The sequence below is a fragment of the Streptomyces smaragdinus genome (genome assembly GCF_009604385.1).
GTDB classification, from domain to species: Bacteria; Actinomycetota; Actinomycetes; order Streptomycetales; family Streptomycetaceae; genus Streptomyces; species Streptomyces smaragdinus.
The window spans coordinates 21,632-33,438 of record NZ_WEGJ01000022.1; the positions used below are offsets into that span (position 1 = coordinate 21,632).

Consider the following 11,807-nt stretch of genomic DNA (forward strand, 5'->3'; position numbering starts at 1 on the left):
GGAGCGTCAGCCCCGCAGCTGCTCGTACGCCGGCAGCGTGAGGAAGTCCGCGTAGTCCTCGCTCAGCGCCACCGTCAGCAGCAGATCGTGCGCCTGCTGCCACCGGCCGGCCGCGAACGCCTCCTCGCCCAGCTCCTCGCGGATCGCCGCCAGATCCTCCGCGGCGACCTTGCGCGCCAGCTCGGCCGTCGCGCGCTCGCCGTTCTCGAAGACGACCCCCGCGTTGATCCACTGCCAGATCTGCGAGCGGGAGATCTCCGCCGTGGCGGCGTCCTCCATCAGATTGAAGATGGCCACCGCGCCGTTCCCGCGCAGCCACGCCTCGATGTAACGGATCCCGACCTGCACGGCGTTGACCAGCCCGGCGTAGGTGGGCTCGGCGTCCAGCGTGTCGATCGCGATCAGCTCGCCGGCGGTGACGGAGACGTCCTCGCGCAGCCGGTCCTTCTGGTTGGGCGCCTCGCCCAGCACCGCGTCGAAGGACTCCATGGCGATCGGCACCAGATCCGGGTGCGCCACCCACGACCCGTCGAAGCCGTCGGCCGCCTCCCGGTCCTTGTCGGCCCGCACCTTCTCGAACGCGACCTTGTTGACCTCGGGGTCCCGGCGGGACGGGATGAACGCCGCCATCCCGCCGATGGCGTGCGCGCCGCGCTTGTGGCAGGTGCGCACCAGCAGTTCGGTGTACGCGCGCATGAACGGCGCGGTCATCGTCACCGCGTTGCGGTCGGGCAGGACGAACGACGGGCCGCCGTCGCGGAAGTTCTTCACGATCGAGAACAGATAGTCCCAGCGGCCGGCGTTCAGCCCGGAGGCGTGGTCGCGCAGCTCGTAGAGGATCTCGTCCATCTCGTACGCCGCGGTGATCGTCTCGATCAGCACGGTGGCGCGGACGGTGCCCTGCGGGATGCCGACGTAGTCCTGGGCGTAGACGAAGATCTCGTTCCAGAGCCGGGCCTCGAGGTACGACTCGGTCTTCGGGAGGTAGAAGTACGGGCCCTTACCGAGCTCGAGCAGGCGCTTCGCGTTGTGGAAGAAGTACAGCCCGAAGTCGACCAGCGCGCCGGGCACGGGCCGGCCGCCGGCGGTGAGGTGACGCTCGTCGAGGTGCCAGCCGCGGGGCCGCATCACCACGGTGGCCAGTTCGTCCGCGGGCTTCAGGGCGTAGGACTTGCCGGACGCGGGGTCGGTGAAGTCGATCCGGCCGGCGTAGGCGTCGGTCATGTTGATCTGGCCGCCGATGACGTTCGCCCAGGTGGGGGCGGAGGCATCCTCGAAGTCCGCGAGCCAGATCTTCGCCCCCGAGTTGAGGGCGTTGACGGCCATCTTGCGGTCGGTGGGTCCGGTGATCTCGACCCGGCGGTCGTTCAGCGCGGCCGGGGAGGGGGCGACGCGCCAGCTGTCATCGGCGCGGACGGCGGCGGTCTCGGCGGGGAAGTCGAGGGTGGAGGTACGGGCGATCTCGGCGCGGCGCTCGGCGCGGCGGGCGAGGAGTTCGTCACGGCGCGGCGTGAAGCGCCGGTGGAGTTCGGCCAGGAAGGTCAGGGCCGCTTCGGTGAGCACTTCCTCCTGGCGGGCGACCGGTTCGGCATCGACGATGGCCAGCGGGGACGGCGCTGGTGCGGACATGGCAGTCACTCCTTGACGGCAGGGACGGCACGGGGTGCCGGGGCGCTGCTGAGCGGTTCGACCGGCGCACCTGGGCGGTGTAACGGCTCTGACCTGTGGAGAATAGTTTCCTCATAGCGGAAGTTCAACGCTCTGTTGACGTCAAGACACTTTTCGCGCCGCCGGGTGGCGCACCGTGCCACCCGGCCGGGGGATTCCCCCCGGCCGGTCCGTTCTCACGTCAGGAGGCCCGGCTTCCAGTCCTCGGCGAGGAGCCCCAGGATCACCTCGTCGAGGAACTCGCCGAGTACCCACGCGGAGGAGCGCAGCACGCCCTCGCGGACGAAGCCGTTGCGCTCGGCAGAGCGCAGCATCGCCGTGTTGTCGGCCAGCGTCTCGATCTGCAGCCGGTGCAGTCCGCGGACCGTGAAGCCGTAGTAACAGAGCACCGAGACCACATCGGTCCCGTACCCCGTACCGCGCGCGGACGGCAGCAGCCCGAGCCCGATGTGGGCGGCCCGGGCGTGGTTGTCGATGCCCCACAGCGTGGCGGTGCCGACCAGCGTGTTGCTGGCCAGCTCCACCACGGAGAACGGGACATGCCCGGGCTCGTTGTCGTCCACCACGAGCCGCGAGTCGTTCGACCCGGGCGTGACGGGGCGCCATGGCCGGCCCTCGGCCCGGGACCCGTTGACGTGGTCGTCGTACAGCTCGCTGCGCAGAACCGGAATATCGTCGTCGTGCCGGGCCCTGAGCCCGACCTTCTCACCTTTCAGCATGGACGCTTCATAGCCGAACGGGTGGTCGGGCGGCAAACGGATGATCTCCTAGCGCAGATCGGCGAGGAGGCCGTCGAGGGCCTCGTGGAGGGCTCTCGCGTTGGCCGGGGTGAACCAGGTGGTGCGGATGCGCTCGTTGTTGCCCCTGGGGGTCTCGTGGTTCGCGGCCAGTTCGGGGAGGGTGTGGGACTCGTCCGAGAGGGTGCGGGCCAGGCCCTGGTAGACGCCGCGGATGTAGTGGTCCGCGGGGGCGGGGTCGATGCCGCGGGACGTGATCCAGTCGGTGAGGGCGGAGAGGTACGAGAGGTGGGTGGTCAGGGTTCCCGTCACCGCGGAGAGGACGTTGTACGCGTGCTCGTCCGGGACCGGGAGCGCGCCGCCCAGGCCGGCGAAGAACGCGTCCACCGCCGGGTGCGCGGGCCAAACCGCCGTCACGGAGCGGCGTTCGGCGATGGACGGCAGGGGGATGGCCCGGATCAGCGGGGCGTCCGTGCCGAGGAGGTCGCGCAGCGCCTCGGTGGGGACGCCCGCCATCACGTTGACCACCGTCTTCGCCGCGGGGATCGCCAGACCCGCCAGTGCCTCGCGGTACTGGTCGCCGCGGACCGCGATGATCACCAGATCGGAGCGGTCCACCACCTCCTGGTTGTCCGCGCACACCCGGACCCCGGGGAAACGGTCGGCCAGTTCCGCGGCCGCGGCGGCGCCGCGCGGGGAGAGCGCGACCTCCGGCGGGTCGGCGGCCTCGTGGTGGAGACCGGTCGCGATGGCCCGGCCGATCTCGCCCACTCCGATGATGCCGATGCGCTGCACTGCGGGTACCTCCGACGCCGTATCCGGTGACTGCGGTACCGAGTCTGCATCAGACCGGGGCCTTCGCGCCGAGCAGGGTGGCACGTGCGGCCTCCGGTCCGCGGCACGGGGAACAGGAGACGTAGTCCAGCCCAACGGCGTGGAAAAAGTGGCTCGATCACGGATCCCCGCCGTGTTCGCCGCACACCCCGAGGTCCGGATCCGGGCGCGCCGCGGGCCCTCCTCGGGGGCGGACGAACGGATCAGCGGGGGACCACCACGACCGGCGACCGGGCGTGATGCAGGACGGCGTCGGTCACCGCGGACAGCCCCGGGCCGCGGCGGCCGACGATCAGCCGGCCCGCCCGGGCGGAGGCCGCGACCAGCGCCCGGGCCGGGGTCAGGGCCCGGACGTCCGGGCGCACCGTGACGTGCGGGTACTTCTCCCGCCACGGCCGCAGCGCCTCGTGCAGCAGATGCGTCTCGTGGTCCTCCCGCGCGCCCCGGTCCTCCGGTACGCGGAACGGCAGCCGGGCCGCCTCCGACAGCGGCATCCGCCAGGCGTGCAGGGCGCGCAGCGTCGTACCGGAGCGGTCGGCGGCGTCGAAGGCGTACGCGAGGGTCTCGTCCACGGCGGCGCGCGCGTCGACACCGACCACGATCTCGCCGGCCGTGAACCGCCGCCCGTAGATGTCGCCCACGGCCGCGACATCCCGCCCGCTGGGCACCAGGGCGACGGGGAACGGCGCCCGCGCCGCCGCCTCCCAGGCCGTGGACCCGAGCAGCAGCCCGGGGAAGCCGCCGACGCCCCGGGTGGCCACCACGAGGAGTTCGGCGTCCGCCGTGAGCGACGCGGCGCGCTCCCCCGTGATGCGCAGCCCGCCGTGGCGGTTGCCCAGCAGCTCCACGGCGTGTTCCAGGAAGTGGTCGCCGGTGACGGCGGGACCGGCGTGCACCACCCGCAGCGGCAGCTCGCGGGCCGCCGCCTCCCGGGCCGCCCAGTCGGCGGCGGCCAGACTGCGGGCGGAACCGTCGATGCCGGCGACCACTGCTCGGGTCCTCATGGGATGCCTCCTCGACCGGGCTCGGGGTGCGTACGGGCTACTCGACGGGGAGCAGGAGCACCGGGGCGTGCGAGTGGTGCAGCAACGCGTGGGTCACCGGCCCCAGTTGCATACCGAACCGGTGCCGCCCGCGGTGCGCGGCCAGGACGACCAGGTCCGCGGCCTTGCTCGCGTTCACCAGCACGCTCGCGGCGGCGCCCAGCTCGTGGTCGGTGTCGACCCGCACCAGCGGATACGTGTCCCGCAGCGGGGCGGCGGCGTACCGGGGCACGGCGTCGGCCAGCTTGCGCGCGTCCTCGACCCGTTCGTGGGTCCGCTCGGCGTCCACCGCGGGCAGCCCGCCCAGCGGCGCCGGATACGTCCAGGCGTGCAGCACCCGCAGCCGCGCGTCGCGCCGCTGGGCCTCCTCGAAGGCGTAGCGCACCGCGGGGGCGTCCGCGTCGCCCTGCACCCCGGCGACGACGGTGTCGCGGGCCTCGCTGTCGGTCTCCGCGTCACCCCGTACGACCAGCAGCGGGCCGTGCGTGTGGGCGGCCACCCGGAGGCTGACGGAGCCGAGCAGCAGCCCGGTGAACCCACCGTGGCCACGGGTGCCGACGACCGTCAGGCCCGCCGTCCGGGAGGCCTCGATCAGGGCCTCGGCGGCGGGGTCGGACGACAGGGTCGCCACCACCTCGAGGTCGGGCGCCGCCTTGCGGGCCCGGTCGGCGGCGGTGTCCAGGCTCTCGCGCGAGAGGCGGTACAGGTCGCCCTGTTCGGTGATCGGCGCGCCGAGGGCGGGCGGCGGGAACGGTGTCCACGGGGCGCCGAGGATGATCTCGAGGCCGGCCTCGCGGCGTTCGGCCTCGTGGATCGCCCGGGTCAGAGCGCGCTCGGCGGGCGCGGAGCCGTCGTAACCGACGACGACCCGGCCCTGCGTCCGGGGGGTCTGCTGCTCAGTCATCGTGTCCTCCGTGTGCGGTCGGTACGGCTGGAAGGCTGGAGCCCGGGGGCGTGTCGGGGGATGGCGCCCCCGGGCGGTTCGGAGGGGTCAGCGGAGCCAGGTGTGGTCGCGGACGACGGGGAGCTTGGCCCAGGTCTTGCCGAGGCCCCAGGTGTTGCCTGCGGCGAGGGCGGCGAGGGCGATGGCAGTGACCGCGTACATCACGTGGTAGTCGACCAGCGGGTTCGACGACATGGTGGGGTCGCCCATCGAGTTGTGCTGGGCGAGGGGCCATTCGGCGATCCACATCAGGGCCATCATGACGGTGGCGGCGACGGCGGCGGGCTTGAGGGCGAAGCCGAGGATGAGGGCGACGCCGATGCCGAGCATGCCGAGCATGAAGAGCCAGTCGGCCCAGCCGGCGCCGGCCCAGTCGCGGAGGGTTCCCTGCATCGGGCCGACGGCGACGCCGCTGAGGAAGCCCTTGGTGGGGGATCCGCCCTCGGTCCAGGCCCGCTCGGACGCGGTGGCGTAGTTCAGGCCGAAGGTCTTGTCGAGGAAGGCCCAGAGGAAGATGAACCCGGTCAGGACCCGGACGCCGGCGAGGACGCGGGCGGTGACGGCGCTGACGGCGACGGTGGTGGTGGTGGCGGGGGCGGCGGTGGTGGTGGTCATGGCGGCCTCGGTGGTGTCGGGCGACGCGGGGGCCTCGGCGGCGCCGGCGGCGCGGTGGATGCGCAGGGACGGGAGGTGGAATCCCTGGTGGCGCTCGGGGTGGTGCTGGACGGCCATCGCGTTCATCCCTTCTCGGGCCCGGGGGCTTCTGCCGGCCCCCTCGGGCTTCTGGGTGACTCACTGCCTTGCGGTATCAATCTCCCGCTCGGGCAAGGGGTTTCGCAGTGGACGGCGGTCCCGTCCTCCGGGGCCGACGGACCCCGCTTCGAAGGCCCGTTCGGCGGCCCGGAGCCCGGCTCGCGCGCCCGATCCCGGGCCCCCGGCGGCCCGACGTGCACGGCGTCGCAGGACCGGTGGGGCCGCTCGGCCCCACCCCGCCGGGCCGGCCGTCCCGCGGCCGGGTGACGATGGACGTTCCGGACGCGAGGAGTTGCCGCCCATGAAGAGGAACCGCCTGCTGCCCGGCCTCACGGCGCTGACCGGCTACCGGCGGGCGTGGCTGCGCGGGGACGTGCTGGCGGGCGTGACCGTCGCCGCGTATCTGGTGCCGCAGGTGATGGCGTACGCGTCGCTCGCGGGTCTGCCGCCGGTGGCCGGGCTGTGGGCGATCCTGCTCCCGCTGGTGCTCTACGCGTTCCTCGGCACCTCCCGACGGCTGTCCGTGGGACCGGAGTCGACGACCGCGCTGATGACGGCCACCGCCGTCGGCCCCCTCGCGGGCGGTGACCCGGACCGGTACGCCGCGCTGTCCGCCGCCCTGGCCGTGATGGTCGGTGTGGCGTGTGTCGTCGCCTGGCTGGTGCGGCTGGGGTTCGTGGCCGATCTGCTGTCGCGGCCGGTGCTCGTCGGCTATATGACGGGCCTGGCCCTGATCATGGCCGTGGACCAGCTGCCCAAGCTGGCCGGCGTGTCCGGCGGCGGCGGGGGCTTCTTCCCGCAGCTGTGGACGTTCCTGAGGCAGCTGCCGGACAGCCGACCCGCCACCGTGGTGTTCGCGGCGGCCGTGCTCGCCCTGCTGTTCGGTCTGCAGTACGCGGCGCCCCGCGTCCCGGGCCCGCTGCTCGCCGTGATCCTCGGCACCGCGGTGGTCGCCGTGTTCGGGCTGGAGGACCGGGGCATCGCCGTGATCGGTGGCGTACCGGCCGGACTGCCCGCGCCGGCGCTCCCGGCGGTCGGCGATCTGCGGGAGCTGATCCTGCCGGCGCTCGGGGTGCTGCTCGTGGGCTACACCGACGTCATCCTCACCGCGCGGTCCTTCGCCGGGGAGGGCGACGTCCGGCCCGACCCGCAGCAGGAGCTCCTCGCCCTGGGCGCGGCCAACCTCGGCGCCGGCGTGCTGCGCGGCTTCCCGGTGAGCAGCAGCGCGAGCCGGGCGGCGCTGGGCATCTCGGCCGGGGCCCGCACCCAGGTGTACTCGCTGGCGGCGTGTGCCGCGGTGGCCGGGGTGCTGCTGTTTCTCGGCCCGGTGCTGGCGCACACGCCGAAGGTGGTGCTCGGCGGGATCGTCGTCTACGCCGCCGTCCGGCTGGTGGACCTGGCCGGGTTTCGCCGGCTCGCGGCCTTCCGCCGCCGGGAGTTGCTGCTGGCGCTGGCCTGTCTCGGCGGGGTGCTGGTGCTGGACATTCTGTACGGGGTGCTGTTCGCGGTCGGCCTGTCGGTCGCGGAGATGCTGTCGCGGGTGGCCCGCCCGCACGACGCCGTGCAGGGGCTCGTCCCGGGGCTGGCGGGCATGCACGACGTGGACGACTACCCGCAGGCGCGGACCATTCCCGGGCTGGTGGTGTACCGCTACGACTCCCCGCTGTTCTTCGCGAACGCCGAGGACTTCCGCCGCCGCGCCCTGGCGGCGGTGAGCGAACAGGCCGTGCCGGTGCGGTGGTTCGTGCTGAACATGGAGGCGAACGTCGAGGTCGACATCACCGCCCTGGACGCCGTCGAGGCGGTACGGAGCGAACTCGCCGGCCGGGGCGTGGTGTTCGCCCTGGCGCGCGTCAAACAGGACCTGCGGACGGCGCTGGACGCGTATGGGCTGACGGAGGCGGTCGGCACGGACCGCGTCTTCCCCACCCTCCCCGAGGCCCTCGCGGCCTACCGGGCGCCCGGGACGAACACCACCGGGCAGTGAGCGCGCCGCAGCAGCGCCCGCCGCAACCGCCCCCCGCCGGCCCGCGCCGCGAGCACCGCGACCCAGGCGTGCCGGGTGGCCTCGGCCAGTTCGGCGGCGGACGGCGCGCACGTCACGGCCACCGGCCGCGTCCGCGCCGCGACCCCGCCCCCGGCGCCCGGCGCGGCGTCCGCCCCGTCCGCCGGAGCGCCCGGCGGCGTCCCCCGGTACGCCCACGTGTGCGCGACCCGCAGCGGCGACCCGCCGCACCGTGCCGCCTCCGCGAAGGCGAAGGCGGCCGCGTCGGCGTCCTCGTCGCCGGCCGGCACGAACAGCACCTCGTCGCACCCGCGCCCGAGGGGCCGGGGCCCGGCCGGTACGACCATCAGCGGGCCGGTGGCGTGCCGGGCCAGCCGGTGCACGGCCGCCCGGGCGGGCGGGGCCGCGTGCCGGGACAGGCCCACGACGGTCAGCGCCGCGCCGTCCTGCCGCGCCGGCAGCACCCGTACGAGATCACCCACGACGTGCTCGGCGCGCAGGGTGAGCCCCACGTGCCGGCGGCGGATCCGGGCGAGCGCGAGGTCCAGCACCGGAGCGGCCTCGTCCAGGTCGTACTCCGAGCGCACGACCACCAGGCAGACCAGCTCGACCCGGCGCCGCACGGCCTCCGCCGCGGCCCGGTCCAGGGCCTGTACGGAGGCGGGGGAGCCGTCCACTGCGACGACCACGTGAACGGTGCTCATGACATCTCTCCTTGCCGACGGGCGACGTTGCTCGGGGCTGCCCTCTCATGCTCGCCGCGGGTGCACGGCCGCGAGCAGGGGCGTGCGGGTCGTCCGCGAACCGCCGGACGACCCTGCGTCCGGGCCCGTCGGACCCGGCCGGCGGACCTCCAACGTCCGTGGTGGGGGCGGGTGTTGAACCGGACAGCCGGCGTCCGGGGCACCCCGCCACCACTGTGACCGGGGACTTCGCCGGTAAGCGCAATACGGCCCGCCCCGGCCCGCGACGGAGGGGCCGGCCGGCCCCCTTGCCGATCGACCCTCCGGACGAGCGCCGGTCGGCCCCTGTGAACGGCTCCGGCCAGCCCTGGGAGGCGCGCCCCCGGCCGCCGATGCTGAAGGCGGATCGACCGACGCCATCGACAGGGGACCACCATGACGGAGACCACGCACCGCCCCGACCCCGTCCACGTGCTCCTCGCCGACGGCAGGACCGCCGGGATCCGGCCCGCCCGCCCCGGCGACCACGACGACGTGCTGCGCTTCTACGACGGCATGTCCGGCGCCAACCTGCGGCTGCGGTTCTTCGCCGCCGGCCGCCGCTCCGGCCGGCAGGCCGCCGACCGGGTGGCCCGCACCGGACGCGAGGGCTACCGGGCGCTGCTCGCGTACCACGAGGACACCCTCATCGGCATCGCCGAGTACGAGCGCCTCGCCACCCCCGCCGTCGCGGAGATCTCCCTGGCCGTCGCGGACGACTTCCACCACCACGGCGTCGGCACCCTGCTGCTGGAGCACCTGGTGCACGCGGCCCGCCGCGACGGCGTCACCACCTTCACCGCCGAGGCACTCGCCGAGAACGCGGAGGTGCTGAAGGTCTTCGCCGACCTCGGACTGCACACCACCCGCCGGCTCGAGGGCACCGAGGTGCGCTGCACCATCGCCCTGGAGTCCGACGAGACGTATCTGAGCGCCGTCGACGAACGCGCCCGCACCGCCGACACCGCCAGCATGGTCCCCCTGCTGCGGCCCCGCTCCGTGGTCGTCGTCGGCGCCGGCCGCAACCCCGGGTCCGTCGGCCGGGCGGTGCTGAAGAACCTGCGCCGGGCGGGCTTCACCGGCCGGCTGATGGCCGTACACCCGCAGGTGCGGGCCATCGAACACGTCCCGTGCCACCCCTCGGTGGCCGCGCTGCCCGAGGTGCCGGAGCTCGCCGTCCTCGCGCTGCCCGCCGCCGCCGTCGCGGACGCGGCCGAGGAGTGCGGCGCCGCGGGGGTGCGCGCGATGGTCGTGCTGTCCGCCGGCCTCGACGCCGGCCAGGGCGCGGCGCTGCTCGCGGCCTGCCGCCGGCACGGCATCCGGCTCGTCGGCCCCAACTGCCTGGGCATCGCCACCACGGAGGAGACCGTACGGCTGGACGCCACGTTCGCCGCGCACCGGCCGCTGCCCGGCTCCGCGGGGGTCGCCGTCCAGTCCGGCGGCGTCGGCATCGCGCTGCTCGGCGGGCTGAGCCGGCTGGGCATCGGGGTGTCCACGTTCGTGTCACTGGGCGACAAGTACGACGTCAGCGGCAACGACCTGCTCCAGTGGTGGGAGAGCGACGGCACCACGGACCTGGCGCTGCTGCACCTCGAGTCCTTCGGCAACCCCCGCGCCTTCTCCCGCACCGCCCGCCGCGTGGCCCGCAAGATGCCCGTGCTCACGGTGGACGCGGGCCGTTCCGAGGCAGGCCGCCGCGCCGCCGCCTCGCACACGGCCGCCGCCGCGACGCCGACCGTCACCCGCCAGGCGCTCTTCGCCCAGGCCGGGATCACCGCCACCCGCAGCGTGCGCGAACTCCTCGACACCGCCGCCCTGATGCACACGCAGCCGCTCCCCGCCGGGACCCGCGTCGCGGTGGTGTCCAACGCCGGGGGCGCCGCGGTGATCACCGCCGACGCCTGCGTGGACGCCGGGCTCACCGTCCCGGAGCTCCCCGCCGACCTCGTCGCGGACCTCCGCGCCGTCCTGCCCGCGGGGGCGAGCGCCGCCAACCCGGTGGACGCCACCGCCGCGGCCGGCGACGGCGCGCTGCGGGCCTGCGTGGACCGCCTCACCCGGCACGGCGCCGTGGACGCGGTGCTCGTCACGCTGGTGCCCACCGCCCTCGCGGAGGCCACCGGCGACGACCCGGCGCGCGCCCTGACCCGCCGCGGCCTCGAACCGCGCCCGGTGGCCGCCGTACTCCTCGACCAGCCCGACTCCGTACGCCTGCTGCACTCCGCCGGCGGCGACGTCCCCGCCTACGCCGACCCCCGCTCCGCCGCCCGCGCCCTGGCGCACGCCGCGGACCGCTCCCGCTGGCTGGCCCAGCCCGCCGGCACCGTCCCCGAGCCGGGCGGCACCGACCCCGGCGCCGCCCGCGCCGTCGTCGACGCCTACCTCGGGGAGCACCCCGACGGCGGCTGGCTCGACCCCGGCCGGTGCGCGGCGCTGCTCGACGCGTACGGCATCCCGCAGCAGCCCTGGGAATGGGCGACCACGGAGGACGAGGCGGTCGCGGCGGCCGAACGGCTGGCCCCGGCCGGCGCCGGCCGCGTCGCGCTCAAGGCGCACTGGCCCGGGCTGCTGCACAAGAGCGAGCAGGGCGCCGTCCTGCTGGACCTGACCGGCCACGGCGAGGTCCGCGCCGCCTACCGCGATCTGGCCGCCCGCTTCGGCGACGTGCTCACCGGCGTCGTCGTCCAGCCGATGGCCCCCCGCGGCCTCGAACTGGTCGCCGGCGCCGTCCAGGACGACGTGTTCGGCCCCCTGGTCCTCTTCGGCCTCGGCGGTACGAGCACCGAACTCCTCGCCGACCACGCCGCCCGGCTCGCCCCGCTGACCGACCGCGACGTCCAGGAGCTGATCACCACCCCGCGCTGCGCCCCGCTGCTCTTCGGCTACCGCGGCGCCGGCCCCGTCGACCTCGAGGGCCTCGAACAGCTCCTGCACCGCCTCTCGGCGCTCGCGGGCGATCTGCCCCAGCTCGCCGAGGTGGACCTCAACCCCGTCCTGGCCGAGGCCGACGCCGACGCCGTCACCGCGCTCGACGCGCGGATCCGGGTGCGGCCCCGCCGGGATCCCGACCCCTATCTGCGACGTCTGCGCTGACCCGGAAGG

The 11,807-nt window shown here is 74.8% G+C and carries 9 protein-coding genes and 1 pseudogene; 2 read left to right on the top strand and 8 right to left on the bottom strand.

What is annotated here, in order from left to right; all coding sequences use genetic code 11:
- Positions 1–6: 6 nt before the first annotated feature.
- From aceB to SRB5_RS23585, 7 genes and pseudogenes are all read right to left on the bottom strand, one after another.
- On the bottom strand, positions 7–1,629 hold the full coding sequence (gene aceB / locus SRB5_RS23560; protein ID WP_153455312.1) for a malate synthase A: 1,623 nt from the start codon (positions 1,627–1,629) through the stop codon (positions 7–9).
- Positions 1,630–1,844: 215 nt separating this feature from the next.
- Entirely contained in the window at positions 1,845–2,387 is a 543-nt protein-coding gene (locus SRB5_RS23565; RefSeq protein ID WP_153455314.1) for a GNAT family N-acetyltransferase, read from the bottom strand.
- Between the two features lie 48 nt (positions 2,388–2,435).
- Positions 2,436–3,200: an NAD(P)-binding domain-containing protein gene (locus tag SRB5_RS23570; protein ID WP_323378352.1), complete on the bottom strand. Its 765-nt coding sequence runs from the start codon at positions 3,198–3,200 to the stop codon at positions 2,436–2,438.
- A gap of 49 nt (positions 3,201–3,249) precedes the next feature.
- A pseudogene (locus SRB5_RS37575) lies at positions 3,250–3,426 on the bottom strand (putative PEP-binding protein); the annotation flags it as partial.
- Between the two features lie 16 nt (positions 3,427–3,442).
- Positions 3,443–4,243 (bottom strand): universal stress protein, encoded by an 801-nt coding sequence (locus SRB5_RS23575; protein WP_153455319.1) that lies wholly within the window; start codon positions 4,241–4,243, stop codon positions 3,443–3,445.
- A 37-nt stretch (positions 4,244–4,280) separates the two neighbouring features.
- A complete protein-coding gene (locus SRB5_RS23580) occupies positions 4,281–5,186 on the bottom strand; it encodes a universal stress protein (protein WP_153455321.1) in 906 nt (301 codons plus the stop codon).
- An 87-nt stretch (positions 5,187–5,273) separates the two neighbouring features.
- A complete protein-coding gene (locus SRB5_RS23585) occupies positions 5,274–5,957 on the bottom strand; it encodes a DoxX family membrane protein (RefSeq protein ID WP_153455323.1) in 684 nt (227 codons plus the stop codon).
- A gap of 322 nt (positions 5,958–6,279) precedes the next feature.
- Here SRB5_RS23585 and SRB5_RS23590 point away from each other — a divergent pair, with 322 nt between their 5' ends.
- Positions 6,280–7,965, top strand: a complete 1,686-nt coding sequence (locus SRB5_RS23590) for a SulP family inorganic anion transporter (RefSeq protein ID WP_153455326.1) — start codon at positions 6,280–6,282, stop codon at positions 7,963–7,965.
- Here SRB5_RS23590 and SRB5_RS23595 read toward each other — a convergent pair.
- Positions 7,929–8,687, bottom strand: a complete 759-nt coding sequence (locus SRB5_RS23595) for a universal stress protein (RefSeq protein WP_153455329.1) — start codon at positions 8,685–8,687, stop codon at positions 7,929–7,931. The genes SRB5_RS23590 and SRB5_RS23595 overlap by 37 nt on opposite strands.
- A gap of 414 nt (positions 8,688–9,101) precedes the next feature.
- Here SRB5_RS23595 and SRB5_RS23600 point away from each other — a divergent pair, with 414 nt between their 5' ends.
- Positions 9,102–11,798 carry a bifunctional acetate--CoA ligase family protein/GNAT family N-acetyltransferase gene (locus SRB5_RS23600; RefSeq protein ID WP_153455331.1) on the top strand — a complete coding sequence of 899 codons (2,697 nt, stop codon included), beginning with the start codon at positions 9,102–9,104 and terminating at the stop codon, positions 11,796–11,798.
- The last annotated feature ends 9 nt before the right edge of the window (positions 11,799–11,807 follow it).

Excerpts from the sequence above, each read along its gene's own strand:
- aceB (WP_153455312.1), bottom strand. The coding sequence starts at position 1,629 with ATGTCCGCACCAGCGCCGTCCCCGCTGGCCATCGTCGATGCCGAACCG.
- SRB5_RS23565 (WP_153455314.1), bottom strand. The coding sequence starts at position 2,387 with ATGCTGAAAGGTGAGAAGGTCGGGCTCAGGGCCCGGCACGACGACGAT.
- SRB5_RS23575 (WP_153455319.1), bottom strand. The coding sequence starts at position 4,243 with ATGAGGACCCGAGCAGTGGTCGCCGGCATCGACGGTTCCGCCCGCAGT.
- SRB5_RS23580 (WP_153455321.1), bottom strand. The coding sequence starts at position 5,186 with ATGACTGAGCAGCAGACCCCCCGGACGCAGGGCCGGGTCGTCGTCGGT.
- SRB5_RS23585 (WP_153455323.1), bottom strand. The coding sequence starts at position 5,957 with ATGGCCGTCCAGCACCACCCCGAGCGCCACCAGGGATTCCACCTCCCG.
- SRB5_RS23590 (WP_153455326.1), top strand. The coding sequence starts at position 6,280 with ATGAAGAGGAACCGCCTGCTGCCCGGCCTCACGGCGCTGACCGGCTAC.
- SRB5_RS23595 (WP_153455329.1), bottom strand. The coding sequence starts at position 8,687 with ATGAGCACCGTTCACGTGGTCGTCGCAGTGGACGGCTCCCCCGCCTCC.
- SRB5_RS23600 (WP_153455331.1), top strand. The coding sequence starts at position 9,102 with ATGACGGAGACCACGCACCGCCCCGACCCCGTCCACGTGCTCCTCGCC.